We start from the raw sequence: 25,277 nt of genomic DNA, 5'->3' as shown, positions 1-25,277 counted from the left end.
GTCGCTCCTCGGCTCGCAGTAGTCGCGCCTGTTGCTGTTCAGTGGACAGGAGCTGTAGCCGTTGCTGCTCCGCGAGGGCTGCGTCCTTGCGCCGTTCTGACCGGAACGTAACTGCTGCGGTTAGTCCGCCGCCTGCAAGAGTCCCTTGCACCCGGCCGGTCGCCGGTCGTGACGACCAGGTGGCGGAAGCGGCGGACTCCTGGCTCAGCGGGCACGATCACGTGCGAGGGGCACGCAGCGGGCATGACGACGATGACGACGGCTCCGCCGGGGTGCTCGTACCCGTCTGACCTGCGGGGGAGCGGTGAGCCCGCCTAAACGGGTGAGAGATCTTGAAAACCGTCGTGGCGCGAGTCACCGTGGGTTCAAATCCCACACCCACCGCCAGGCGAAACGGCTCCTGACCAGGTGAAATCGGTCAGGAGCCGTCGTGTTGGGCACTGCCCGCGAGTGGCCGCGGTCTCGTGGGCACTCAGGATCCGCTACGGCTGTCGGCTCCGGCCTGGGCGATGGCTTCGGCTTCGCTCTCGGCCAGTGCGAGCGCAACACCGAAGGCCTGGGCGATGTGGCCCGCGGCCGACATGACGCGCGCCGTTCCCACGACGGGGGCGATGGCGACGAGAAGGTCCTGCAACTGCTCGACCGTGAATTCGGCCTTGATCGCCGGGGGGATGTGGGCCAGGTAGGAGATCGCCGGTGCGTCCATGGCCACGAGTGCGGCAATGCGAGAGAGGATGAGCGTCCGGTCGTCCATGTGGCAGTGCTCGATGGAGTCGATGGTCATGGCGGCGATCGTGTCGAGCACGGGAGTCTCAGATGCAGTAGCCATGGTGGGCCCGCCTTCTGGTGCTGTAGGGAGTTGAACCGCCACCCGCTCAACGCGGTAATCCCCCCTGCATGCCCGGCGGTTGTCACTCAAGCGTAGACACCCTCAGGTGGCGGCGCGCGTCGAGCCGGACAGCCGGACCGGGAGTGCGGATCGTGCACTGACTGCGGTCATGCGTCCTGCTGCCTTTCCTCGGTGGCCACTCGTCCGAGCAGGACCTCGGGAGCTTGGCTGCAAGTTCACCCGGACCGTGTGAGGCCGTCGGCCCCTGCCTGGCGCAATGTGGGCAGAGCATGCCATCCGGGTGAAGGCCCGGGAGGTAGAAGAAGGGAACACGCAGATGTACCTCGCGTACGACTACCCCCTGCTCAGCGCCTTCTGGACCATGCTGTGGTTCTTCCTGTGGGTCATGTGGTTCTTCCTGCTCTTCAAGATCGTTTTCGACATCTTCCGTGACGACTCGCTGGGCGGCTGGGGCAAGGCCGGCTGGCTGGCGTTCGTGGTCCTGCTGCCGTTCCTCGGCGTCTTCGTGTACCTGGTCGCCCGCGGCAAGGACATGGGCCGCCGCGAGGTGAAGCAGGCGATCGACCAGCGCAACGCGTTCGACTCCTACGTCAGGGAGACGGCAGGCAGCGCCCGGACCAGCAGCGCCGACGAACTCGCCAAGCTCTCCGAGATGCGTACCCGCGGTGACATCACACAGGAAGAGTTCGAGAGAGCGAAGGCACTGGTACTGACAGACAGCCCATCGAGGTAGAGACATGACCACGACACACACCACACACGCTCGGAAGCAGCAGTGGGCCGGCGGGTTGATGCTCTTCGGCGCCGTCATGCTGATGATCGCCGGAGTGATCGACATCTTCCGCGGCATCATGGGAATCGCCCAGGACGACGTGTTCGTCGTGAGAGGCGGCTATGTCTTCCAGTTCGACCTGACCGGCTGGGGCTGGGTCACCCTCGTCCTGGGAGCCGTCGCCGTGGTGGTGAGCCTGGGGCTGTTCCAGACAGCGAAGTGGGCACGGCTGTCCGGCATCGTCATCGCCGGGCTGATCATCATCGCCAACTTCCTGTCTCTGCCGTACTCCCCTGTGTGGTCCACCCTGATGATCGCGTTCTCGGGAGTCGTCATCTGGGCCCTGTGCGTGGTGCAGCCCCCGGGTGCCAGTCCGCGCCAGAGCACATAGCGCGTGAGCTGAGGGGTCTGCAACCAGTGGCGCAAGGCGTACTTTGACCCGGCCGTGTCGGCGGCAGGACACGGTCTTGGAAACCATCGGTGCACGTCACATGATCCGTGCGCGGTGACGGCACTGTCCCGAGTCCGTGACACAGGCTCCTCCGGTGGTGCGGTGCGCGCTGGGAGGGCGTTACGGTCCGGATCCGGGTGCGGCCGGTCGGGCCGCCCGTGAACAGGGGGGACGTCCCAGATGCAGGCCAATCGCCTCAGACCCGTCGTCGTATCGCTTGCAGCCGTCGCGCTGGCCGCCGTGCTCACCGGGTGCCAGGGGGACGACTCCGCCGCGGGGGCCGAGGGCGCGCCGAGCGCCGGCGCCACGGCCGCTTCGGCGCCGGGCACGGCGGGCGGCAAGGACGGGGGCAAGGGCAAGAGCAAGGGTACGGACGGGGGCAAGGGCACGGGTGCGGCCACCGCGGCCGCGACGCCCGCTTCCAAGGCCACCGGACCTGCCGAGACCACGGCACCGGCAGCCGACTGCGTCAGCGAGGCGCCGGACCCGGACCACGTCGACCCCGACGAGTTCGCCCTCTACCGCGTCGAGGAACTCGACGGCAGCACCGGCAAGGTGAACCTCGTGATCCAGCACGGTGCCTGGGGATGCCCCGGCAAGGACAGCGACGGCAAGCCGTTCGTCGTCACCGGCGAGGACAGTCGCTGGGCCCTGGACCAGGCCGCGTACGTCACCGCCACCAATCCCGTCACGGACAGCAGTACGAACCAGCGCATCGGCGTGCAGGAGCTGATCGACTGGACCAAGGCGCACCCCGACTCCGGCCTGGTGTTCAAGTACGAGACCGGCGCCGACGGTTCCATCGACCGGCTGGAGCAGGTCTACACGCCGTAGTCACCCCACCTGGTCTCCCGGTGGTCAGGTCTCACGGGCGATGCCCCGTCATCCGGGCCGCCGACGCGATCGTGGCGCGGGCCTCGTGCTCGGACAGGCCGGTGTTGAGGGCCGCTTCGATCAGGGGGAGGAGCAGGGCGGGTCCGATGCCGTTCTCGTAGGCGCGGCAGGCCGCCCAGAACAGGCGGGTGTTGCGCTGGCCCTCGTGTGCGGTCATCACGAACTGGACCAGGCCGCGGCCGTGGTCGCCGACGGGTGGTGGCGCCGGGTGCGCGGTGCGGGGCGGGGGCAGCAGCAGCCGTAGCAGGGCCGGCGGGCAGGCGGCGGGGGCCAGCCCGGCCGTGCCGGGCGCGGTGGCGTACACGCCGTGGTCGGTGCGGGAGCCGGGGCCCACGAGGTAGCCGCCGGCGCCGCGGATGTCGATGCCGGGGGCCAGCCGGCCGGCCGAGTTGGGGACGACGACGTCCGGCGGGCCGGTCAGCCACAGGTGGCGGCCGCCGCTCGGGGTGAGGACGACGACCGTCTCGGGGATCGTGAACAGGTGGCGCAGGGCCAGTTCGCGCAGGGCGGCGGAGGAGTCGGTGCCGGACTTGGTGTCCAGGTCGACGCCGATCAGGTGGTACGGGGGCAGTCCGCAGGCGATGCCGTAGCCGGTGGCCCAGGGCGCGGCGGCGAACAGCTCGCGGATGCGGACCGGGTCGGTCGAGGCGTCGTACACGCCGTGGCCGAAGCGGCCGCACTCGCCGTGGCAGGGCGTGGGGTCGGGGTCGTCGCGGTGCGGGGAGCGCAGGGCCGGGAGTTTCGTCCGGGACAGCGGGATGACGGCCAGCCTGCGTTCGGCGGCTGACAGGGCGTGTGCGAGGGCCAGCGTCGTGGCCTGCCGGTCGGTGGTGGCCATGGATCCATGTTCGTACGTACGTTCGAAAAAAGAAAGAGGGGGCCGCGGTGGCGCGCCGGGGGCGGGGAGATTGGCCGGAAAAGCGCTGGAACGATTCACCCCTTGTGGCGCTTGGGGGGTGAAGTCCTGTGTCGTGCCCTGTTGTGGCATGAGATCCCCAAAGGTGGCGATAGGGGTTTATCGACTTGTCATCACGCTTGCGTGCGAATCACGGCTTCCGGGGTGGTTCGCCGGGGATTCGGTGGGCAACTCTGGTTGCGCGACGTCGTTCACGACAACCAAGGCGGTCGGCCAACTGCCTTGGTATAAGCCCTAGTTCACGTACTTCCGGCCTGAGGGCCGCAGTGCTTGGTTCTGGAGGAACAACATGGCAAGCATCCGTACCGCCCGCGTTCTCGCCGCCGTATCCGCTCTTCCGCTCGCAGCCGCCCTCTTCACCGGTGTCGCTGCCGCGGACAACGGCGCCTTCGCGGACAACGGATCGAACGCCGGCGTGGCGAGCGTCATCGGCAGCGGTGTCGGCCACGACAACTACGGAAACTCATCCACCACCCAGCAGAACGCCGTCGGCTCCGGCGCCTCGAACCAGAGCAACACCGCGCAGGTCAACGGCTCCGCGTTCACGGCCATCCAGCAGGGCAACGAGAACGTGGCCGTCCACTTCACCCCCCTGTGGTGAGCCGGGGCCGAGGTCCCTCGCGCTGAGGGCCCTCGTGGGGTGTGCTTTCGGGGTGTAACGCGTCTGCGCGGCGGTACTTCGGTGCCGCCGCGCAGGCGTTTGTGCGGTGTGCGGTCGGGGGCGGGTCCTGCGCGAGGTTGTGGGTCCGGGGTGGCCGACCTTGACACCGAGCAGCATCTGACGGACAGTCAGAAACCGTCCTGTCAGGCAAGCGAGGCCGGGAGGGCCCGCCGTGTACCTCGCCCCCACGGAGCGGCAGCAGCGCCTGCGCGCCGAACTCCGCTCCTACTTCCGGACCGTCCTGCCCGAGACCGGCGAACCGGCCGACGGGCGCGCCCTGTTGCGCCGCATCGGCGCGGACGGCTGGCTGGGACTCGGCTGGCCGGTCGAGTACGGCGGCCAGGGACGGGGCGCGGACGAGCAGTTCGTCTTCTTCGACGAGGCGTACCGGGCCGGTGCCCCCGTCTCCATGGTCACGCTCAACACGGTCGGACCCACGCTGATGAAGTACGGCAGCGAGCACCAGAAGACCTACTTCCTGCCCCGGATCCTCGCCGGCGAGCTGGTCTTCGCGATCGGCTACACCGAGCCCGCCGCCGGCACCGACCTCGCCTCGCTGCGGACCCGGGCCGTACGCGAGGGCGACGGCTGGCGGATCGACGGGCAGAAGATCTTCACCTCGGGCGCCCAGCACGCCGACTGGATCTGGCTCGCCTGCCGCACCGACCCGGACGCGCCCCCGCACCGGGGCATCTCCCTCGTCCTCGTCCCCACCGACGCCCCCGGCTTCTCCTGGACGCCGATAGAGACCGTGGGCGGGCAGACGACGACGGCCACGTACTACGACGGAGTCCGCGTCCCCGCGCAGAACCTGGTCGGTGCCGAGAACGCAGGCTGGTCGCTGATCACCAGCCAGCTCAACCACGAGCGGGTCGCCCTCGCCGCCATCGGCATGCAGGCCGAGGAGTTCCACGCCGCCGTCCTCGCCGTCGCCCGCACCCCCGATCCGGTGAACGGGCGGCGCCGGATGGACGAACCCTGGGTGCGCGAGCGGCTGGCCGAAGCACATGCCCGGCTGGCGGCGACGCGCCTGCTCAACTGGCGTTTGGTGGGGGACGTGGGGGCGGGCCGGCTGGCGCCCGGCGACGCGAGCGGCGTGAAAGTCGCGGGCACCGAGTCGGCGGTCGCGGTGTACCGGATGTGCCAGCAGGTGCTCGGGACGGACGGGCTGGAGGGGCTGGTCCGCTCGGGGTCGCCGGGGGCGTTCGAGGACGGCGAGCTGGAGCGGCTGAACAGGGCGGCGCAGATCAACACGTTCGGGGGCGGGGTGAGCGAAGTGCAGCGGGAGATCGTCGCGACGATGCGGCTCGGGATGACGAGGGGACGGAGGTGACCGCGATGGGCACCGGGCCCGATGAGCTGCGGGGACGGAGCGAGGAGGGCGAGCCGGGGGCGCGGCTCAAGGGGGCTGAGCCGGGGGAGCGGCTCAGGGAGGGCGATGGGCCGGGGGCGCGGCCGAGCGAGGACGAGCCTGGCGCGCGGCTCAAGGCGGCTGAGGCGGAGACGCGGCTCAGGGAGGGCGATGGGCTGGGGGCGCGGCTCAAGGAGTACGAGGGGCGGCCGGCCGCAGTCGGCGGGACGGGCAAGGACCCGGTGAACGTGCCGATGATCCGGCACTGGTGCGAGGCGATGGGTGACACCAGCCCGGCGTACGTCGGCCCCGGCGCCGTCGCCCCGCCCACCATGCTCCAGGTGTGGACGATGGGCGGCCTCTCCGGCCACGAGGGCCGCACGGACGCCTACGACGAACTGCTCGGCCTGCTGGACGAGTCGGGCTGTACGTCCGTGGTGGCCACCGACTGCGAGCAGGAGTACCTACGGCCCCTGCGCCCGGGCGACGAGGTCACCTTCGACGCGGTGATCGAGTCGGTCTCCGACCGCAAGACGACGAAGCTGGGCACGGGGTACTTCGTCACGACCCGCATGGACGTACGGGTCGACGGCGAACTCGCGGGCACCCACTGCTTCCGCATCCTCAAGTACGCCCCGGCCCGCCGCAGACCCCCGGCCGAGCGTCCCCGGCGTCCCCGCCCGGTGGTCAACCGGGACAACGCCGGCTTCTGGGAGGGCGTGGCCGAGCACCGGCTCCTGATCCAGCGCTGCACGGGCTGCGGCACCCTGCGCCACCCCTGGCTGCCCGGCTGCAACGCCTGCGGCTGCCTGGACTGGGACACGACGCAGGCGAGCGGCGAGGGCACGGTCTACTCGTACGTGGTGATGCACCACCCGCCCTTCCCGGCCTTCGATCCCCCCTACGCGGTCGGCCTGGTCGAACTCACCGAGGGCGTGCGGATGGTGAGCAACGTGGTGGGGGTGCCGTACGACAAGGTGCGCATCGGGCTGCCGGTCCGCGTGGAGTTCCGTGCCTACGAGGACGGGGAGGGCGCACAGGTCCTGCCGGTGTTCCGGGTCGTCGAGGGCGAGGGCTGACATGGACTTCACGCCCACCGAGGCGCAGGCGGAGGCGCGCGACCTGGCCGCGCGGATCTTCGGTGACCTCGCCACCCACGAGCGGCTGAAGGCCGCCGGCACCGGCAGCGACCCCGAACTGTGGAAGGCCCTGTGCACGGCCGGCCTGGTCGGTGCCGTGTCGGAGCTGGGCCTCCTCGGACTCGTGCTGCTGCTGGAGGAACAGGGGCGTACGACGGCCCAGGTGCCCTATGCGGCGACCTGCGTGTACGGCCTCCTGGCGGTCGGCTCCCACGGCACCCGGGAGCAGCGGGAGCGGCTGTTGCCGGGCATCGAGGACGGCTCGGTGGTGGTCGGCGGAGCGTTTCCGGCACAGGGGGGTGTACGCGTGTCCGGGCAGGGCGAGCTGACCGGTTCCGTCCCCGTCGTGCCCTGGCTCCGGGACGCCACCCATGCCCTGGTCGCCGACACCGGCCGGCGGCTGTGGCTGGCCCCGCTCGGCGAGGGCACGGTCAGCTCCCCGGTGGAGCTGACCGCCCCCTGGTCCGCGGCCCGTCTCACGCTCGACCGCGCACCGGCGGAACTCCTCGGCGGTTCGGGCGAGGCTGCCTACGCCGACGTCCTCGCCACCGCCCGCACCGCCTTCGCCGGGCTCCAGGCCGGGGTCTGCGCCGGATCGCTGGCACGGGCGGTGGCGCACACGAACACCAGGGAGCAGTTCGGGCGTCCGCTGGCCACCCGCCAGGCCGTCCAACTCCGCGCCGCCGACGCCCACATGGACACCGAGGCGATACGGGTGACGGCGTACGAGGCCGCCTGGCGGCGGGACGCGGGGCTGCCGTACGCCACGCATGCGCTGACCGCCGCCTGGTGGGCCTCCGAGGCGGGGCAGCGGGTCGTCCACACCGGCCAGCATCTGCACGGCGGGGCCGGCGCCGACCTCGACCATCCGGTGCACCGGCACTTCCTGTGGGGGCGGCAGCTGGACGCCTACCTGGGATGCGGGGCCGAAATGCTCCAGGAACTGGGGGAGTTGATCACCCATGGGGAGTGAGAAGCGCACCGAGAGGCCGGTGGTGGGTGCCGAGCTGCTGCCGCTGGAGATCCCGGTCACGCGCACGCTGATCGTGGCCGGGGCGATCGCCTCCCGGGACTACCAGGACGTGCACCACGACGCGGAGCTGGCCCGCCAGAAGGGCTCACCCGATGTCTTCATGAACATCCTGACGACGAACGGGCTGGTGGGCAGGTACATCACGGATCACTTCGGCCCGGCGGCGGTGCTCCGCAAGGTGGCCATCCGGCTGGGGGCGCCCAACTATCCGGGGGACACGATGGTGCTGACCGGCAGGATCGAGGAGGTCGACGGCGACACGGTGACGGTGCGCGTGCTCGGGGACAACGCCATAGGCCGGCATGTGACCGGCACGGTGACCGTCGGAGTCCCGGCACCGCTCCAGGACCAGGAGGCCGCGTCATGAGCGTGCGCACCCGGGACTCCCTCGGCGGCCGGGCGGCGATCGTCGGCATCGGGGCCACCGAGTTCTCCAAGGACTCCGGGCGCAGTGAGCTGCGGCTGGCGGTGGAGGCGGTGGGGGCGGCGCTGGACGACGCCGGGCTCGTACCGGCCGACGTGGACGGTCTGGTGACGTTCACGATGGACACCAGCCCGGAGATCACGGTCGCCCAGGCCTGCGGGATGGGCGAGCTGTCCTTCTTCTCCCGCGTCCACTACGGCGGCGGGGCGGCCTGCGCGACCGTCCAGCAGGCGGCGCTCGCGGTGGCGACGGGCGTGGCGGAGGTGGTGGTCTGCTACCGCGCCTTCAACGAGCGGTCGGGCCGCAGGTTCGGCGCGGGCGTCCAGCACCGGGAGCCGTCGGCGGAGGGCGTGGCGCTCGGCTGGGCGCTGCCGTTCGGACTGCTCACCCCGGCCTCCTGGGTGGCGATGGCGGCCCAGCGGTATCTGCACACCTACGGGCTGACCCCGGAGGCGTTCGGGCACGTGGCCGTGGCGGACCGGAAGTGGGCGGCGACGAACCCGGCGGCCTACTTCCACGGCCGCCCCCTCACCCTCGCCGACCACGCCGCCTCCCGCTGGATCGTGGAGCCGCTCCGGCTGCTGGACTGCTGCCAGGAGACCGACGGCGGACAGGCCCTGGTGGTGACGTCCCTGGAGCGGTCCCGGGACCTGCCGCAGCCGCCCGCCGTGATCGTGGCGGCCGCCCAGGGTGCCGGCCGGGCGCAGGAGCAGATGACCAGCTTCTACCGGGACGACCTGACGGGCCTGCCGGAGACGGGCGTGGTGGCCCGCCAGCTGTGGCGGACGTCGGGACTGGGCCCGGCGGACATCGACGTGGGGATCCTGTACGACCACTTCACGCCGTTCGTGCTGATGCAGCTGGAGGAGTTCGGATTCTGCGGGAAGGGGGAGGCGGCGGACTTCGTGGCCGGGGAGCGGATGCCGCTGAACACCCACGGGGGCCAGCTCGGCGAGGCGTACCTGCACGGGATGAACGGGGTGGCGGAAGCGGTGCGCCAGCTGCGGGGCACGGCCGTGAACCAGATACCGGGGGCGGCCCGGACCCTGGTGACGGCGGGCACGGGGGTGCCGACGTCGGGGCTGGTCCTGGCGGCCGACGGGTGAGTCCTCAGGGGAGAACCCGCAGATGCGGTCACTCCGTAGTCCACCTTCAGGAGGTGGAGGCAACCCCACCCCTACAACCTGAGGGGGACCCGGCTTCGGGACCTGGGGCCGATCCGCCGGTGCACGGTCCGCTCCTAGCGTGGAGCCATGACCACACCCGTCTGCACCAGCGCCTCGGCCGCCGCCGCACCAGCGCGGCAGACCCACTCGTACCCGTCGCACTCGTACCCGTCGTTCGCGTCGTACGTGAGGGCCCGCCAGCCGGTGCTGCTGCGCACCGCGCGCTCACTGACCGCGAACCCGAGCGACGCCGAGGACCTTCTGCAGACCGCGCTCACCAAGACCTATGTGGCCTGGGAGCGGATCGAGGACCACCGGGCGCTCGACGGCTACGTGCGCCGGGCCCTGCTGAACACGCGGACCTCGCAGTGGCGCAAGCGCAGGGTGGACGAGTTCTCCTGCGACGAACTGCCCGAGCCGGACCCGGTGCCCGGCGCGGAGGACCCGGCCGAGCGGCAGGCGCTGCACGACGCCATGTGGCGGGCGATCACCAAACTTCCCGCGCGGCAGCGGGCGATGGTCGTCCTGCGGTACTACGAGGACCTCAGCGAGGCCCAGACGGCCGAGGTGCTCGGCGTGTCGGTGGGCACGGTGAAGTCGGCGGTGTCGCGTGCGCTGGGGAAGCTGCGCGAGGACCCGGAGCTCGACCTGGTGAGATAGTCCCGCGACACCCGCGAGTTTCCCTTCCCCTAGTGACATACCGCGCGGTATGTGCGCAGAATCAGCGCAACCTTTACTGCCGCGTAGGCAATGTCGCTTCCGGGAGGACGCCGTGCTGAGCACCATGCAGGACGTACCACTGACCGTCACCCGCATCCTTGTGCACGGTGTGCTGGTGCACGGACGGTCCCAGATCATCACCTGGACCGGGGAGGACGAGCCGCAGCGACGCAGCTTCGCCGAGGCGGGGATCCGCGCCGTCCAGCTGGCGAACGCCCTGCGCGACGACCTCGGTGTGCGGGGCGACGATCGGGTCGCGACGCTGATGTGGAACAACGCCGAGCACGTCGAGGCGTACTTCGCGGTCCCCTCCATGGGCGCGGTGCTGCACACGCTCAACCTCCGCCTGCCCGCCGAGCAGCTGGCCTGGATCGTCAACCACGCCGCCGACCGGGTGATCATCGTCAACGGTTCGCTGATCCCCCTGCTCGCCCCGCTGCTGCCCCAGCTGACCACGGTCGAGCACATCGTCGTCTCCGGACCCGGTGACCGCTCCCTGCTCGCCGGTGCCACCGCGCAGGTGCACGAGTACGAGGAGCTGATCGCGGACAAGCCGAAGACGTTCGACTGGCCGGAGATCGACGAACGCCAGGCCGCCTCGATGTGCTACACCTCCGGCACGACCGGCGACCCCAAGGGCGTGGTGTACAGCCACCGTTCGGTCTACCTGCACTCCATGCAGGTCAACATGACCCAGTCGATGGGCCTGACCGACCAGGACACCTCGCTGGTCGTGGTGCCCCAGTTCCACGTCAACGCCTGGGGCCTGCCGCACGCCACCTTCATGACCGGCGTCAACATGCTGATGCCCGACCGCTTCCTGCAGCCCGCACCGCTCGCCGAGATGATCGAGCGGGAGAAGCCGACGCACGCGGCCGCCGTCCCCACGATCTGGCAGGGCCTGCTCGCCGAACTCACCGCCCGCCCCCGGGACGTCTCCTCCCTCACCCAGGTCACCATCGGCGGCTCGGCCTGCCCGCCCTCCCTGATGGCGGCCTTCGACCGGCTCGGCATGCGGGTGTGTCACGCCTGGGGCATGACGGAGACCTCCCCGCTCGGCACGGTGTCCCGCCCGCCGGCCCACGCGGTGGGCACCGACGAGGAGTTCGCCTACCGCCTCACCCAGGGCCGCTTCCCGGCCGGCGTCGAGGCCCGCCTCACCGGCCCCGGCGGCGAGCGCCTGGCCTGGGACGGCGAGTCGGCGGGCGAGCTGGAGGTGCGCGGCCCGTGGATCGCGGGCGCCTACTACAACGGCCCCGACGCCGAACCGCTGCGCCCCGCCGACAAGTTCAGCGAGGACGGCTGGCTGAAGACCGGCGACGTCGGCACCATCTCCCCCGACGGCTTCCTCACGCTCACCGACCGCGCCAAGGACGTCATCAAGTCCGGCGGCGAGTGGATCTCCTCGGTCGAGCTGGAGAACGCGCTGATGTCCCACCCGGATGTCGCCGAGGCCGCCGTGGTCGCCGTACCCGACGACAAGTGGGGCGAGCGCCCGCTGGCCACGGTCGTCCTCAGGGACGGCGCGAGCACCGACTTCGAGACCCTGCGCACCTTCCTCGCCGAGGAGGGAAAGATCGCCAGGTGGCAGCTCCCCGAGCGCTGGACGGTCGTCGAGTCGGTGCCGAAGACGAGCGTGGGCAAGTTCGACAAGAAGGTGCTGCGCAGGCGGTACGCGGACGGGGACCTGGACGTCACCAGCCTCTGAGCACGGCCTCTGACCACGGTTTCTGATTTCCGAGGGGTGGGTGCCCGTACGCCGGCACCGGAGGAGCACGGCGGCCTCAGCGCCGTACGGCCCTGGTCACCCACCCCAGCACCGGCCACACCTCCGCCGTCGCGCCGACCCCGCGCCAGCGCCGGTCGTCGGTTCTAGTTGGTGCCGATCCGCGCCAGCAGGTCGACGATCCGCGACTGCACCTCGGTGCTGGTGGACCGCTCCGCGAGGAACAGCACCGTCTCGCCCGAGGCCAGCCGCGGCAGGTCGGCCTGGTCGACGGCGGCGGTGTAGACGACGAGCGGGGTGCGGTTGAGCTGCCCGTTCGCGCGCAGCCAGTCGATGATCCCGGTGAACCCGGCCTGCCTCCGGTGCACCTGCATCAGGTCCATCACCACGAGGTTCGGCCGCAGCTGGCCCGCCAGCGTCACCGCGTCGCTGTCACTCGCGGCCCGCGCCACCTGCATCCCGCGCCGCTCCAGCGTCGCGGTCAGCGCCAGCGCGATCTCCGCGTGCTCCTCGATGAGCAGCACCCGCGGCGGATGCTGCTCGCTGTCGCGCGGCGCCAGCGCCTTGAGGAGTACGGCGGGATCGGCGCCGTACGCCGCCTCCCGCGTCGCCTGCCCGAGCCCGGCCGTGACCAGCACCGGCACCTCGGCCGCGACCGCCGCCTGGCGCAGCGACTGCAGCGCGGTACGGGTGATCGGCCCGGTCAGCGGGTCCACGAACAGTGCGGCGGGGAAGGCCGCGATCTGCGCGTCGACCTCCTCGCGGGAGTGCACGATGACGGGCCGGTAGCCGCGGTCGCTCAGCGCCTGCTGGGTCGTGACGTCCGGCGCGGGCCACACCAGCAGCCGGCGCGGGTTGTCCAGCGGCTCCGGGGGAAGCTCGTCGTCCAGCGGCTGCGGACGCGGCGTGTCCGCGACCTCGACGGCCCCGCCGGGACCGTCCAGCGGTTCGGGTCCTTCGGCCGCGTTCGCGTCCGGGGCGCCTATGGCGTACGACCGTCCGGCGCCCTCGGTGGCCGGGGCGAGCCGGGACTGTCCCGCGAGCGAGGGCTGCGCGGGCAGCTGTTCGGCAGGCGGATGCGCCAGGGCCGGCTGCTCCGGCTGCGGCTCCGGGCGCGCGGCCGGGGTGCCCAGCTTGCGCCGGCGGCCGGAACCGCCCGGCCCGTGCGGCGGCGGGGTCGCCGTCGGCTGCTGCACCTGCGCGGCCTGCCGCGAGAACGGCACGCCCTGCCCGAGTGTGCGCACGCTGATCGACCGGCCCTGCGTGGAGTTCGGGTCGGCCGCGGGCCCCGAGGCCTCGGCGGGCAGGGGCTGAGCCGCCCGCGGCTGCTGAACACCGGTGTGCTCCGGGGGGAGCGGGGTGCCGGGGGCCGGGGTGGCCTGGGATGCGGGGACGCCCGCGCCGGAGGTGTCGTCGGCGCCGGGCCACTGCTGCGGGACGCCGTCGGCCGGGGTCGCCGCAGTCTGGGCCAAGGCCATCTGGCCGGTGGCCGCCTCCGCGGGGAGCGGCTGGGCGGGCTGCGGCACGGCCGGGGCGGCCTGGGCGGCCGGAGCGGGCACGGCGGGCGGCTGCTGCGCCTGCGGAGCTTGCGCGGGTACGGGCTGCCCGGGCGCCACCTGCGCCGGAACCGGCCGGCCCGGCGGCACAGGCACGCCCTGACCGGCGGTGCCCTGCGCGGGCACGGCGGCGTTGGGCACGACAGCAGGCTGACCACCGGGGGCGGCCTGGGCGGCCACACCGGCCGGAGCGACGACGACCGGCCGGCCCGCAGGCCCCGTCGGTACGGCAGCCGTCCCCTGCGCCGGAATCCCGTGCGCCGGCGTCGGCTGACCCGCGGCGACCTGGGGAGTCTGCGCGGGTACGGGCTGCCCGGGTGCGCCCGGCACCGCAGCCGCCTGGACCGGCGGAAGCGCCGGGACGGCCTGGGCAGGCACACCGGGAGCAACGGGAGCAGCGGCCACCTGGGCCACCTCCCCGGCCTCCCCCGGCTGGGCCACGGCCCGCCGGCGGCGACCGGTCGGTGCGCTGGTGGGGTGCGGCTGGGGCGGGGTGTGGTCCTCGGCCTGGTCGAGCGGTACGGCGTCGTGCCGGCCGTCGTCGCCCGGAACGACCTCAACCGACCCGGACACCTGACCGGGCACCCGCATCTGCCCGGGGATCTGCGGACCCGGAGCCAGGGCCACGCCCGCACCCGCCGCCTCGTCGGCGGAGCCGGGCGAGCGGTCGGCCTCGGCCGGGGGCAGGGCGAAGACCGTACGGGCCCCCGCCTCCTGCGCCGCGGCCCGCTCAGCGGCGGCGGCCAGCGCACGCCGGCGCCGCCCGGTCGGCTGCTCGTCCTCGGCCGGAACGGGCTGGGCCGGCTCCGTCCCGCCCGCGGGCAGTGCGGGCGGCAGGGCGGCCTGCGGTGCGCCGGAGTCACGCCGGGCACGGCGGCCCGTCGGTGCGGGCACGCCCTGCGGCGGCACGGCGGCGCCGAGCCCGTTGCCCACGGCGGCGGTCCCCGCGGCATGCTCGGCCGCGGTCATCACGGCACCCTCGGCCACGCCGTCCTCGGTACCGGTGTCCGCGGGCTGTCCACGCCGCCGCCCGCTCGCGCCGGACGCGGCCTCCGCGCCCTCGTCCTCCTCCGGCGCCGCCGCCTCGATGGCAGCCGCGCCACGCCTGCGGCGCCGCCCCGTCGGCGCGGGCGCCTCCGCCTCGCCGTCACCGGACTCACCGGGGACATCGCTTTCCAGGAAGGCGTCGGTGGAGGCCCGCCGGGCCCGCCGCCGCCCACCGCCGGAGCCCTGCTCGGCGGGCCCGCCGCCCTCGGCAGCGGCGTCCTCGGCGTCCGGGACCCGGGCGGCGACCGCCCCGGCCCCACCGCCGAGCGGCACTTCGAGGACGTACGCGCTGCCGCTCATGCCCGGCACCTCGTGCGTCTGCAGTACTCCGCCGTGGGCCCGCACGATCCCGCGGACCATCGGCTCGTGCACCGGGTCTCCCCCGGGGTACGGCCCGCGCACCTCGATCCGCGCGACCTCACCGCGCTGCGCGGCCGCGACGACGACGGTGTTGTCCAGGTAACCGCCCGCGGACACGGGCGTGTTACCGGTGGCGTCGACGCCTGCCACGTCCGCGACGAGATGCGCGAGCGCGGTGGCGAGCCGCTGCGGGTCGACCTCGGCCTCGATGGGCGGCGCGTGCACGGCGAACTGCACGCGGCCCGGGCCGATCAGTTCGACGGCCCCGTCCACACCGGCGGCGACGACGGCGTCGAGCATCACCTTCGTACGGGTGATGTCCTCCGTGCCCGCGTCCAGCCGCTGGTAGCCGAGGACGTTGTCGATGAGGGTGGTGATGCGCGAGTAGCCGGCCGAGAGGTGGTGCAGCACCTGGTTGGCCTCGGGCCACAACTGCCCGGCGTCGTCCGCGGCCAGGGCGGACAGGTCGCGCCGCAGCTCGTCCAGCGGTCCGCGCAGGGACTGCCCGAGCAGCGTCAGCAGCTGCTCGTGCCGCCCGGAGAGGGCCTCGTACCGGTCCTTCTCCCGCTCGGCGAGCGCGGCGTAGCGCTCCTCGCCGGCCGCCAGCTCCTCCTGGTGCGTCTCGCGCAGCCCGTCGACCTCGGTGACGTGCTGCTGGCGCAGCGCGGTCAGGTCGGAGGCGTGTTCCTCGGAGATCCGCTCCCGCTCCTCGGCGTGCGCCTCCTCCAGCGCGGCCTTCTCCTCGGCGAGGGTGTCGTACGGCCGCCGGTCGGCGAAGGTCATGACGGCGCCGACGAGCTGGTCGCCGTCGCGCACAGGCGCGGTGGTCAGATCGACCGCCACCTGCTTCTCGCCCTTGGACCACAGCACCTGCCCGCGCACCCGGTGCTTGCGCCCGGAGCGCAGGGTGTCGGCGAGCGGCGACTCCTCGTACGGGAACGGGGAGCCGTCGGCGCGGGAATGCAGCACGAGGGTGTGCAGCTCCTTGCCGCCCAGCTCACCGGCCCGGTAACCCAGTATCTGGGCGGCGGCCGGATTGACGAGCACGATCCGCCCGTCGGTGTCGGTGCCCACGACACCCTCGGACGCGGCCCGCAGGATCATCTCGGTCTGCCGCTGCGAGCGGGCCAGCTCGGCCTCGGTGTCCACGGTCCCGGACAGGTCCCGGACGACGATCATGAGCAGCTCGTCGCCGGTGTAGCCGTAACCGTCGTACGCCTGCTGACCGTTCTCCAGGTTCGCGCTCGTGACCTCGACCGGGAACTCGGATCCGTCGGTCCGGCGCGCGACCATCCGCGTGGGCTTGGTCCGCCCCTGCGGGTCCATGTGATCGGGGCGCCGCATGGAGCCCGGGATGAGCCTGGAGTCGAACTGCGGCAGCAGATCGAGCAGCCCGCGCCCGACGAGCGCGGTGCCCGGCGCCTCGAAGGCCTCCAGGGCGATGGTGTTGGCGTTGACGACGGTTCCGTTGGCGTTGACCAGGACCAACGCGTCGGGCAGCGCGTCGAGTATGGCTGCGAGGCGAGCAGCGCCTCGGGATGGCCTGCTGCTCACGAGACGCCTTCCTCCCTGTTACCGCTTTCCGACCGCTCGAGCCATCCTGCCAACCGGCCCGCAGCGTGTCACGCGAGGGAGTCTAAGGGCTCGGGTTGCGCTCGCGACGCCGGATGAGAGGGAGGTCGCACGAGGAAGTGACGGCGAACGTGTGACCGTATCCCCGGCCGGCGCCTCGCATCCGGCCCCGCAACCGGCCCCGCTCCCGGCCTCGCATCCGGCCCCGCTCCCGGTTCCGGCTCCGCGAGACCTTCGCGGGACCTTTACGACACCGGTGATTCCGCCGAGGACCACACGAGAAGCGCTTACGAAGGCGCCCCGACCCTCGGCAGGAGGGGCACCATCCGGTCCCACCGGCCGATCCCGCATCCGTTGCTGCGGTCGTACGAGGCGTCGACCGGGCGTCCGGCCCAGATGCCGGTGACATGGGCGGTGGCCGGGCCGCCGTACTCCATGGTGCAGAAGGTGCCGGTGGCCACCGGGGCGAAGGTGTCCCGCCCCCAGCGGGTGTTCGAGTCGAGCACCCGGCACGCCTCCGCCACGTCCGGATGGCGCCCGGCCCCGGGATGACAGGACACCTCGTACGTCCCGTCCCGCCCCTCGCCGGCGTGCTGCACGACCACGGTGAGGTGATCACCCGCCCGGTCCTCGGGCCGCACGGGCGGGGGCACGGCGGGCGCCGCCGCGGCGGGTACGGCGGCGAGGGCGACCAGGGACGAGACCGAGACGGCGGCGGCGAGGGACGACACCAGGACGCCCCGCAGGGGGACCGGCATGAAAGAGACCATGCCCTGCCCAACGCTCGCGCCCCCCGGACGTTGCGCCGGGCCTCCCGCCTGCCGCCCCGCCGGGCGAAGCCCTTTGCCCTGCGGCCCTCGCGCCTAGTACCGTAGGAGCCGATTGGTGACACCCCGCTCGGCTGTGTCATCATCTGCACGCACCAGTCGCGCGCTCGCGTGAGTGGTTGTGCTGGAGGCGTCGCCTAGTCCGGTCTATGGCGCCGCACTGCTAATGCGGTTTGGGACGCAAATCCCATCGAGGGTTCAAATCCCTCCGCCTCCGCACCTGATCCCGAAGCCCCGGTCCCCAGGACCGGGGCTTCGGTGTTCTCCGGATACCCCCAAACTCCCGCCAGATCCACGTTTCCGCAGGTCGCAAGGGGTATGCGAATCGGATTTCACATGACGGCGGCAGTCATGTAATGTTCTTCCTGTCGCCGCGAGCGGGCCGGAAGGGCCGGGAGCGGAGGACAAAAACAAAAGAACAAGCACTCGTAGCTTAACGGATAGAGCATCTGACTACGGATCAGAAGGTTGCAGGTTCGAATCCTGCCGAGTGCACACAGGTCAAAGGCCCCTTGGGATCATCCCAAGGGGCCTTTGACATCAACGGGTGACATCAACGTGGTCGGAAACGGCGCTCAGTCCTCGGTGTTCGGTTCCGCCTCGCTCTCCGATTTCTCCTCGGGGTTGTCGAGGTTGAGTGCGTCGTCCATGCGCTCCGCGGCTGCCCTCAGGGTCGTGTCCATCACGTGCGCGTAGGTGTCGAGCGTCATCGTGATCGTGCTGTGGCCCAGCATCTCCATGATCGTGCGGGCGTCGACACCTTGGGCGAGCAGGAGCGAGGCGCAAGTGTGCCGGAGGTCGTGCACGCGCACGCGGTGCACGTGGGCGTCCCTGCACAGGACGGTCAGCATGCGGTTCAGGCCCCGGGGGTCCGTGACGCGGCCGGTCGCCGTGGTGAAGATCAGCCCGTCCGGCTGTCCCGGGGTGGGCTGCCACTTCTTGCCCGCGACCTTGTGCTCCCGCTCCTGTTGGTCGCGGTGCTGTGTGAGTGCCCGCACGCAGTGCTTCGGCAGGGGGACCGTGCGGATCGACCGCATGGTCTTGGGGGTGCCGAAGATCAGCTCTCGCCGGATGCGCTGCACGTTCCGGCGGACACGGAGCTGACCGTTCGCGAGGTCGACGTCCGACCATGTGAGCGCGAGAGCCTCACCTCGGCGCAGGCCGGTCGACACAAGCAGCAGCCACAGGGCGTAGAGGCGGTGTGACCGGGCTGTCTTCAGCAGCAGGCGGGCTTCGGCGGGGTTCAGCGGGCGCACCTCCTTGGGTGTGACGGTGGGTGTCTCGACGATCCGCGCAACGTTCCGAGCGATCAGCTCCTCTCGGATCGCCTGCTGCAGGGCGGACCGGAGCACGGCGTGGATGTACTGAACGGTGCGGGCCGACGGGCGGCGCTCACAGCACCGCCCTACGGCGCAGCACGAGCGCTTGCCTTCCGGACGCTCCTTGTCCGCACCCCGGAGGCAGCACAGGCAAGAGTTCTTGAACTCTGAGAGGAAGCGGCGCACGTCCGCCGGCGTCAAACGGTTGAGCTTCTTGTTACCGAGTGCGGGACGGATGTACAGGCGGGTCAGTCCCTCGTAGCTGTTCAGCGTGGAGGGCTTGAGCCGCTCCGGGGCGATGGCGCCGAGCCAGTAGGTCAGGTAGTCGCCGAACGCCATCGTTGACGACGCGGCCGGGATGCCCTGTCGGGTCTTTTCCTGCAGCTCCGTGAGCTTGTCGGCGACTTCCTCACGGGTCTTGCCGTAGACGAACTGACGTGTACGGGTCCCGTCGGGGCGGTAGACGTACGCGGCGGCCTGATAGCGACCGTCCTTCCGCTTGGTGATGGTTCCCTCACCGTTTGCGCGGCGCCTTGCCATTACGCGGCCTCCCTCAGTCGGTCCTGCATGAAGTTGTGGAGCGCATCGGCGGGGATCCGGCGGGATCGGCCGATGGTGAAGCTCTGGAGCTGGTTCGAGCGGATGAGGTCGTAGACCTTGAAGCGGCTCAGACGCAGCGCGGTCATGACCTCGGGGACCGTGAGCGCCTCGTGGCTCGGGGGCAGGGCAGTGCTCATGCCGTGACTCCTCTAGGGGCGGCCCTCCGGGGCCCTTCTGGAAAGTCCGCTACTTCCGCTACCTCCGCTACCTCGCAGGTCAGGGGGTCTATCGGAGGTAGCGCAGGGGGTAGCGGTAGCGGATAGAGCTGGTCAGGTAGCGGATGGGTAGCGGCAAGCACGAACGCTTGCCGCTACCTCGTTGTTGCTGGTCAGGCCAGGTTTTCGGTGCCGGGTAGCGGAGGTAGCGGACTTTCCGGGGGTGGGGGGCAGTAGCGCTGCCATGCGTCGTGGAGATCGGTGGCGTAGTAGCCCTTGAGGACCCCGCCGCCGGTCTTGATGTTGCGGGAGGTGATGGGGTCGCCGTCGGTGGCGGCGTACTCGCTGAGCATCTTGGATAGGCGGCGGGAGTCGAGGGGTCTGCCGCCCATGTCGGCCCACGGGGCGTCGTCGAGGGCGTTGAGCCGGTCGAGGATGGCGACGGTGGGCAGGCGGTCGATGCCGTTCAGGACGTGGTCGCGCAGGTCGGTCAGGAGTCGGACGCCGATGCTGCCTTTGTCGTTGGCGCGGGCGGCGTTGACGAAGGTGAGGCAGGCTTGCCGGGCGCGGTCGGGCCAGTGTCCGCCAGCCGCGTCGGCGATGGCGATTAGGGGTTCCCACACGTCGGCGGGCCGGTCGGTCACCCCGTCGGGCATCTCCGGGAACACGTCGGTGACCTGCTCCTGAACGGTTTCGGCCCACTTGGCGAGCCGGTCACGGAGCTGGTGGCCCTGCCGTACGTGGATGCGGGTGCGGAAGGACTCGACCTTCTCGTTGCGGGCACGGCGGCGCATCCGGACGACGACGGACCGGGTCATGATCGTGTCGGGGAGGTGTCCGAGTCCTGCGACGGCCACCGCACAGAACGAGGGGAACTCCTGCACCTGCTGGTTGGCGCCGTCCCCGACGCATCGGAACATGGGGCGTCCGCGTGCGTGTCCGGCGTTGAGGAACCCCCGGAGCTGTTCGTTCTCACCGGCCTTGGGCCCGAAGACGGTGTCGATCTCGTCGAACAGGATCGTGGGCCGGCCGCCGTTGATGCCGGACACGGACCGGAACAGGGCGGCGGCGGACGCGTCCACAGCGGCCATGGAGTTGGGCACGAGCGTTTCCACGACCTCCAGGGCCCGGGACTTGCCTGACCCCGGCTCGGGGGACAGGAACGCCAGGCGCGGGGTGGAATCGAAGCAGTCGAGCAGATGCGCGTGAGCGTCCCAGAGGGTGACGGCCACGTATCCGGCCTCGTGGGGGAAGACGTTGAAGCGGCGGTGAAAAGCTTCCACTTCGTTGAGCAGTGCGGCGCCGTCGATGTGGTCGCTCATGCGGCGGCCCTTCCTTCCTCGTGCGGTGCGGGGGTGCCGGTGCAGGTGGAGCGGTGCATGTCCCAGACGGCGACGAGCCGGGCGACCTGCCGGGGGCCGGTGGCGGTGTCGGTGAGTCCGCAGCCGCAGGCGTACGCGGCGTTGGGGGTGTCGCCGTGCCGAAGGGACCAGCGGGCGCCGTCGTAGTGATCGCGGTAGACCGGCGGGGCGTAGATGCGGATGCCGGGCTGTTGTGGGGTCGGGTCGTCCGCGCTGCGGCGGGACTGGCCGGTCCGCCGCTGGTTAGGACGAAGGGCAGTGACGACGCCCTGGCGGGCGGCGCCTTTCGGCTCGTCCACGGCCGCCGTGTCCACAGGCTGTGGAGCGGCGTGCGACCTGTTCGGGGTGTTGGTGGGGCAATCCAGGGCGGGGGGAGTCGGCGCCGTCATGCCGCCTCCCGTGGCGTGACATGGGCGATGACCCAGTCCATGGCGCTGCGGATGGTGGTGCGGCACTCGGCCGGCGGCAGTCCCGTAGCCTCCCCCGCCCCCTGGATTGCCTGCTCCGCCACGTGCCGGGGGATGTCGCCCCACGCGACGAGCCGGGCCACCTTGCAGGCGCTCTTGTGCAGGGTGTTGTTGCGGCCGTTGGGCCCGCCCTCGGATGCTGCTGCGATGACGGCGCACTCGCGTTCCAGGGCGGTCCTGGCGGCGCGGGTGCCGTCGTGGACCCGGACGGGTACCGGAGTGGACCTGTCCGGCTCCACGAGCAACGTAGCGAGCCATGAGGGCAGTTCGGCCACGGGGGCGTCATGGGTGACCTCGTAGGTGCCGTCGGGGGTGGTGCTGGCGGGGGCGACGACGTAGCCGCCCCATGCGCGGGTGTCGATGTGCGGGCCGAGCCGGTTCGCGCTGCACTTCAGCCGCACTCCGGCCGGGGCGGTGAAGTACAGGTGTTCCCCGCCGCGCGCGGTCCGCACCCGGTAGGTGGCCGGGACGGTCTGCCCGGTGCGCTCGCAGAGCGCCGCAAAGGAAGTTGCGCCGTCAGGCGCTCCTTTCGGCTCTTCGGGCTTGCACACGTCCAGGTCGACCACGAGCAGCCCGGCCGGGCCGGTGGCGATCCCGACGTTGTACCGGCGTGTCGCCCATGTGGCGTGAATGAGTGCGGTGTCGGTGGTGGCGCGCTGCTCGGGCTTGCGGTGCCCTTCCGCGCACCGCCCGGTACCGGGGCAGGCGCGTTCGGCGTGCCCTGCAGGCCGCTTGGTGCCGGGGTGGAGCGGGATGACCGGCCAGCCGCGCTCTGCCGCAGTCAGCGCGGAGGCGAGTAACGGGAGGCAGGTGAGATCGACGGTCTCAATGCCGGGAGGATGGGGCATGCTGGAGGTCTCCAGTTCTCTTTGGTGGTGCTGGATTGGCGGCGGCCCCGGTTCTTGGCGGAGTGGGGGCCGCCGTTGTCGCGTCAGCGGTTGAGTTCGTTGCGGGTGCGGGCGATCAGCCCGTACGCGGGTGCGGTGATCGTGTTGGTCTCCTGCCGGACGGGGCCGGTGTAGTGGTGATGGGTCTCGGTGTGGGTGGCCTTGATGGAGCGCACCGCGGATCCGATGGCGGTGGCGAGGGCGGCCACGGCGGCGATCGGGAGGGTGACGAACAGGACGCCGGTGAGGGTGACGGCGGCGAATCCCTGGCAGGCGAGCCAGATCCCGCAGCCGATACCGACGCAGGTGGCGCCGACGCCGATGCCGGCGACCGCGGTGCCGGCGGCCCATGCGGGGACGATCCGCCGGTCCGGCTGCGGGACGGGTGGGGTGCTGCCGTAGGCGGGCAGCGGGGTCCGGTCGCGGTAGGCGGTCGGCATCTGCGGCACGGGCTGCCGGTAGGCGTCTTCGATGATCCGGCGCGCCTCAGCGGTGGCTTCGGCGTCGGTCAGGCGCGGGTTGGAGTGGACCGGGCCGGGGGTGCTCTCGGAAGGGGGTTCGGGGTGCACAACGGGGTCCTTTCAACGCCGCGGCCCGCGCCCCGAGTGCGGGGTGCGGGCCGTGCTGTCGCTTGTCGCGTTGCTTGTCGTCTGGCTTGTCGTGCGGCTTGTCGCTTGTCTTGTCTTGTCGCTTGTCGCCTCCCAGGTCAGAAGCCGTTTTCGGGCCTCACAGCCCCACTGGGCGGCTTGCGTTCGGGCCGGGGCGACAAGCGACAAGCGATCAGCTCTCCGGGGGCTGCTCGGGGGCGTGCTTGCAGTGGACGTAGCGGGCTTTGGTGCCTTCTCCGATCCGGACGACGGTGCCGTCCTTGACCCAGTCCTGGAGCCATCCGGAGATCGTCTGCCGAGTGGTCCCGTGCTCGTCTGCGAGCGCGCGGGCGATGGCGGATGCGCCGGTGCCTGCCGGGCCGGCGGCGAGCAGTACCGCGATCGCGGCCCACTGGGCGGGGCTGTCCTGCTCGCCGCGCAGCGCGGACAGGTTCAACCCGCCCGTCGCCGGCGGAGCAGGCGTGGTGGGGGTGTGCGGGTCGGGGGTGGTGGCGAACATGCCGTCGATCTCCTCACGGAACCGGCGCGCCAGGTCGTCCTCCTCCGACACGGCAGTCGGCTGGTCGGTGCGCAGCGCGGACAGGTTCAGCCCTCCACCCGCCGACGCCTGTGCCGAGGACGCCGGGGCCGGGCCGGTGCTGGCCGTGTCGTCGCGCATCCACGCGATGCGGTCGGCGTCCCAGCGGCGGACGTAGGCGGGTCCGGCTGCCTTGACGGAGGTGTCGTCCAGGGTGGGGTGTCGGTCGGAGGTGGCGGCGGTGATCTCCCGGATCTGGTTCGGGAGGATCCGCCACGTCTTGAACAGCGCGGCCGGGGATTCGGGGGTGCCCATGAACCCGGCGCCCTTGTAGGGGGCTTGGTCGACGCGCAGGCCGCGGGTGCCGGGGAACATCTTGTCCAGGTTCATGCCCTCGGTCTCACCGCCGGTCAGGGCCACCCGGACCTTTCCCTCGCGGCGGATCATCAGGTTGCCCAGGACGCTGCTGGTGGCTCCGAGGGCGGTCAGGACGGTGCGGATGCCCATGGCGCGGGCGATCCGGATCACTTCCAGGATCTTCTCCGCGAGCTTGCGCATGGCCCGGTCGGGGCTGGCCAGGATCTCCGCACCTTCATCGATGACCAGCATGATCTGCGGGATTTTCGGGCTGATGGGGAGGAGGTCGGTGTTGTGGCGGGCGAGGAGGTCCTGGTAGCGCATCTTGCGCTGCTTGGCCACGCGGACGGCGGTGTCCAGCATGGTCAGGGCCTCGTCGTAGGTTCCGGCGAGCCAGTCAACACCCGGCCGCACAGGCTTGCCGTCGGATCCTTCGATCTCGCCGTTGAGGGCGGGCAGGACCCAGGGCAGGCCGGCGGATCCGGCGTTGAGGTCGATGACCCAGGTCAGCATGTCCTCGGCGCGGGCGAACCCGGCCAGGATCCCGTGAACCATGTTGGTCTTGCCCGACCCGGTTGGACCGACGACGAGGGCGCACTGCTCACGCAGGTAGGCCCGGATCTCTTCGGCGTTGGTCCGGTAGCCCCATGGGATCCCGGTGAGTACGGACAGCGGCCCGTAGTCGGTCGGGTAGGTGCGTTCCTGCTCAAGGACATCGACAGTGGTCACGTCGATGATGACCCGGCCCTGATCGATACCCGGGGAGGCGGTGGCGGTGCAGCCGTGCGGCAGACGGGCATCCGCGGACAGCCGTGTCGATCCTTCGGCGATCTTCTGCCAGGTTGCTCCGCCGGGCGGGAGTTCGGCGTCGATGGAGAACCCGGTCCCGGTGGGCCACTGCTCGACGGCCAGCACGCGCACGGTGATCCCGCACACCCGTTGGATCCGGTCCACCCACTCCGCCGCAATCGCCCGGCGTTCCGCGGACAGTTCACGGGCCACCTGCCGCTCCGCCGCGGCCAGAGCCTCCTCCTCACGGGCCTCCTCATACAGGGCCGATGCGCGGGCGGAGGCTCCGATGCCGATGCCGAGGGTGGCCAGGGATCCGAGGGCGGTCCAGGTCAGGGGGCCGGTGGTCATGGCCCACGTGGTCCAGCCCGCTCCGAGCAACCAGGTCGTGGCGCGGGTGGCGAGGGTGCGGCCGGCGGCGCGGGCGCGTAGTCCGGTGATGGTGTGGCCGAGGGCGCCTGCGGTGCCGGCGGCGAGGGTCCAGCCGGGGGGCATGCCGGTTGCGGCGCCGGTGGTGGCGAGGGCGAAGGCTCCGGTGGTGGCGGACAGGGCGCCGGTCACGGGTCCGTGACCGGCAGCCCAGTCCAACACCGGGCCACTACCGGTCTTCTTCTTGGCGGTGGCGGCACTCATGATCAGACGTTCCAGCCCTTCTCGGCCTCGGTGCCGTTGCGGGGGTCTTCGTGGCGGGCGATGTCCTGCTCGTGCTTCTCGCGGAAGATCGGGCCCATCTCCTCGGCCACCGCGACCGC

The 25,277-nt window shown here is 71.7% G+C and carries 22 protein-coding genes and 2 tRNA genes; 13 read left to right on the top strand and 11 right to left on the bottom strand.

Going from position 1 to position 25,277, the window contains the following annotated elements; genetic code table 11:
- Nucleotides 1-472: 472 nt before the first annotated feature.
- Entirely contained in the window at nucleotides 473-829 is a 357-nt protein-coding gene (locus tag ABZ471_RS17705; protein WP_359067449.1) for a carboxymuconolactone decarboxylase, read from the bottom strand.
- Nucleotides 830-1,166: 337 nt separating this feature from the next.
- On the opposite strand from ABZ471_RS17705, the gene ABZ471_RS17700 reads away from it, so the two are divergent.
- From ABZ471_RS17700 to ABZ471_RS17690, 3 genes are all read left to right on the top strand, one after another.
- Complete coding sequence (locus ABZ471_RS17700) at nucleotides 1,167-1,583, top strand: SHOCT domain-containing protein (RefSeq protein ID WP_359067447.1); 417 nt, start codon at nucleotides 1,167-1,169, stop codon at nucleotides 1,581-1,583.
- 4 nt (nucleotides 1,584-1,587) lie between these two features.
- On the top strand, nucleotides 1,588-2,013 hold the full coding sequence (locus ABZ471_RS17695) for a hypothetical protein (RefSeq protein ID WP_359067445.1): 426 nt from the start codon (nucleotides 1,588-1,590) through the stop codon (nucleotides 2,011-2,013).
- Between the two features lie 240 nt (nucleotides 2,014-2,253).
- On the top strand, nucleotides 2,254-2,907 hold the full coding sequence (locus ABZ471_RS17690) for a hypothetical protein (protein ID WP_359067443.1): 654 nt from the start codon (nucleotides 2,254-2,256) through the stop codon (nucleotides 2,905-2,907).
- Nucleotides 2,908-2,938: 31 nt separating this feature from the next.
- Here the strand turns inward: ABZ471_RS17690 and ABZ471_RS17685 are convergent, their stop codons facing one another.
- Nucleotides 2,939-3,805, bottom strand: a complete 867-nt coding sequence (locus ABZ471_RS17685) for a bifunctional DNA primase/polymerase (protein WP_359067441.1) — start codon at nucleotides 3,803-3,805, stop codon at nucleotides 2,939-2,941.
- 367 nt (nucleotides 3,806-4,172) lie between these two features.
- Between ABZ471_RS17685 and ABZ471_RS17680 the strand changes: the two genes are divergently transcribed.
- From ABZ471_RS17680 to ABZ471_RS17645, 8 genes are all read left to right on the top strand, one after another.
- Nucleotides 4,173-4,484: a hypothetical protein gene (locus tag ABZ471_RS17680; RefSeq protein ID WP_359067439.1), complete on the top strand. Its 312-nt coding sequence runs from the start codon at nucleotides 4,173-4,175 to the stop codon at nucleotides 4,482-4,484.
- Nucleotides 4,485-4,716: 232 nt separating this feature from the next.
- A complete protein-coding gene (locus ABZ471_RS17675; RefSeq protein ID WP_359067437.1) occupies nucleotides 4,717-5,877 on the top strand; it encodes an acyl-CoA dehydrogenase family protein in 1,161 nt (386 codons plus the stop codon).
- A gap of 5 nt (nucleotides 5,878-5,882) precedes the next feature.
- Nucleotides 5,883-6,974, top strand: coding sequence for an OB-fold domain-containing protein (locus ABZ471_RS17670; RefSeq protein ID WP_359067435.1), 1,092 nt, complete (start codon nucleotides 5,883-5,885; stop codon nucleotides 6,972-6,974).
- Nucleotide 6,975: 1 nt separating this feature from the next.
- The gene (locus ABZ471_RS17665; protein WP_359067433.1) at nucleotides 6,976-8,007 is read left to right on the top strand and encodes an acyl-CoA dehydrogenase family protein; all 1,032 of its coding nucleotides are present in this window, start codon (nucleotides 6,976-6,978) and stop codon (nucleotides 8,005-8,007) included.
- Nucleotides 7,997-8,434: a MaoC family dehydratase gene (locus tag ABZ471_RS17660; protein WP_359067431.1), complete on the top strand. Its 438-nt coding sequence runs from the start codon at nucleotides 7,997-7,999 to the stop codon at nucleotides 8,432-8,434. Before ABZ471_RS17665 ends, ABZ471_RS17660 begins: the two co-directional genes overlap by 11 nt.
- The gene (locus ABZ471_RS17655; RefSeq protein ID WP_359067429.1) at nucleotides 8,431-9,597 is read left to right on the top strand and encodes a lipid-transfer protein; all 1,167 of its coding nucleotides are present in this window, start codon (nucleotides 8,431-8,433) and stop codon (nucleotides 9,595-9,597) included. Before ABZ471_RS17660 ends, ABZ471_RS17655 begins: the two co-directional genes overlap by 4 nt.
- A 147-nt stretch (nucleotides 9,598-9,744) precedes the next feature.
- The gene (locus ABZ471_RS17650; protein ID WP_359067427.1) at nucleotides 9,745-10,317 is read left to right on the top strand and encodes a SigE family RNA polymerase sigma factor; all 573 of its coding nucleotides are present in this window, start codon (nucleotides 9,745-9,747) and stop codon (nucleotides 10,315-10,317) included.
- Nucleotides 10,318-10,429: 112 nt separating this feature from the next.
- Entirely contained in the window at nucleotides 10,430-12,085 is a 1,656-nt protein-coding gene (locus ABZ471_RS17645; protein WP_359067425.1) for a long-chain fatty acid--CoA ligase, read from the top strand.
- A 164-nt stretch (nucleotides 12,086-12,249) separates the two neighbouring features.
- Here the strand turns inward: ABZ471_RS17645 and ABZ471_RS17640 are convergent, their stop codons facing one another.
- Together ABZ471_RS17640 and ABZ471_RS17635 are read right to left on the bottom strand one after the other, a co-directional pair.
- Nucleotides 12,250-16,620: a PAS domain-containing protein gene (locus ABZ471_RS17640; RefSeq protein ID WP_359067423.1), complete on the bottom strand. Its 4,371-nt coding sequence runs from the start codon at nucleotides 16,618-16,620 to the stop codon at nucleotides 12,250-12,252.
- Nucleotides 16,621-16,925: 305 nt separating this feature from the next.
- A complete protein-coding gene (locus ABZ471_RS17635) occupies nucleotides 16,926-17,396 on the bottom strand; it encodes an SSI family serine proteinase inhibitor (RefSeq protein WP_359067421.1) in 471 nt (156 codons plus the stop codon).
- A 195-nt stretch (nucleotides 17,397-17,591) separates the two neighbouring features.
- Here ABZ471_RS17635 and ABZ471_RS17630 point away from each other — a divergent pair.
- Together ABZ471_RS17630 and ABZ471_RS17625 are read left to right on the top strand one after the other, a co-directional pair.
- Nucleotides 17,592-17,682 (top strand) — tRNA-Ser (locus tag ABZ471_RS17630).
- A 205-nt stretch (nucleotides 17,683-17,887) separates the two neighbouring features.
- Nucleotides 17,888-17,960, top strand: a tRNA-Arg gene (locus tag ABZ471_RS17625).
- An 80-nt stretch (nucleotides 17,961-18,040) separates the two neighbouring features.
- Here ABZ471_RS17625 and ABZ471_RS17620 read toward each other — a convergent pair.
- The 7 genes from ABZ471_RS17620 to ABZ471_RS17590 all read right to left on the bottom strand — a co-directional run bounded on the left by ABZ471_RS17620 (nucleotide 18,041) and on the right by ABZ471_RS17590 (nucleotide 25,158).
- Complete coding sequence (locus tag ABZ471_RS17620) at nucleotides 18,041-19,324, bottom strand: tyrosine-type recombinase/integrase (protein WP_359067419.1); 1,284 nt, start codon at nucleotides 19,322-19,324, stop codon at nucleotides 18,041-18,043.
- Entirely contained in the window at nucleotides 19,324-19,521 is a 198-nt protein-coding gene (locus ABZ471_RS17615) for a helix-turn-helix domain-containing protein (RefSeq protein WP_359067416.1), read from the bottom strand. Before ABZ471_RS17615 ends, ABZ471_RS17620 begins: the two co-directional genes overlap by 1 nt.
- A 191-nt stretch (nucleotides 19,522-19,712) precedes the next feature.
- Entirely contained in the window at nucleotides 19,713-20,861 is a 1,149-nt protein-coding gene (locus ABZ471_RS17610) for a DUF3631 domain-containing protein (RefSeq protein WP_359067414.1), read from the bottom strand.
- Nucleotides 20,858-21,199 (bottom strand): hypothetical protein, encoded by a 342-nt coding sequence (locus ABZ471_RS17605; RefSeq protein ID WP_359067412.1) that lies wholly within the window; start codon nucleotides 21,197-21,199, stop codon nucleotides 20,858-20,860. The genes ABZ471_RS17610 and ABZ471_RS17605 overlap by 4 nt, the downstream gene beginning before the upstream one ends.
- A gap of 86 nt (nucleotides 21,200-21,285) precedes the next feature.
- Entirely contained in the window at nucleotides 21,286-22,215 is a 930-nt protein-coding gene (locus tag ABZ471_RS17600; RefSeq protein ID WP_359067410.1) for a bifunctional DNA primase/polymerase, read from the bottom strand.
- An 83-nt stretch (nucleotides 22,216-22,298) separates the two neighbouring features.
- A complete protein-coding gene (locus ABZ471_RS17595; protein ID WP_359067408.1) occupies nucleotides 22,299-22,823 on the bottom strand; it encodes a hypothetical protein in 525 nt (174 codons plus the stop codon).
- A gap of 211 nt (nucleotides 22,824-23,034) precedes the next feature.
- A complete protein-coding gene (locus ABZ471_RS17590) occupies nucleotides 23,035-25,158 on the bottom strand; it encodes a hypothetical protein (protein ID WP_359067406.1) in 2,124 nt (707 codons plus the stop codon).
- Nucleotides 25,159-25,277 lie beyond the last annotated feature (119 nt).

Origin of the sequence: Streptomyces sp. NPDC005728 (assembly GCF_040630895.1) — a bacterium.
GTDB lineage: Bacteria > Actinomycetota > Actinomycetes > Streptomycetales > Streptomycetaceae > Streptomyces.
This window is presented reverse-complemented; position numbering and strand designations above follow the sequence as displayed.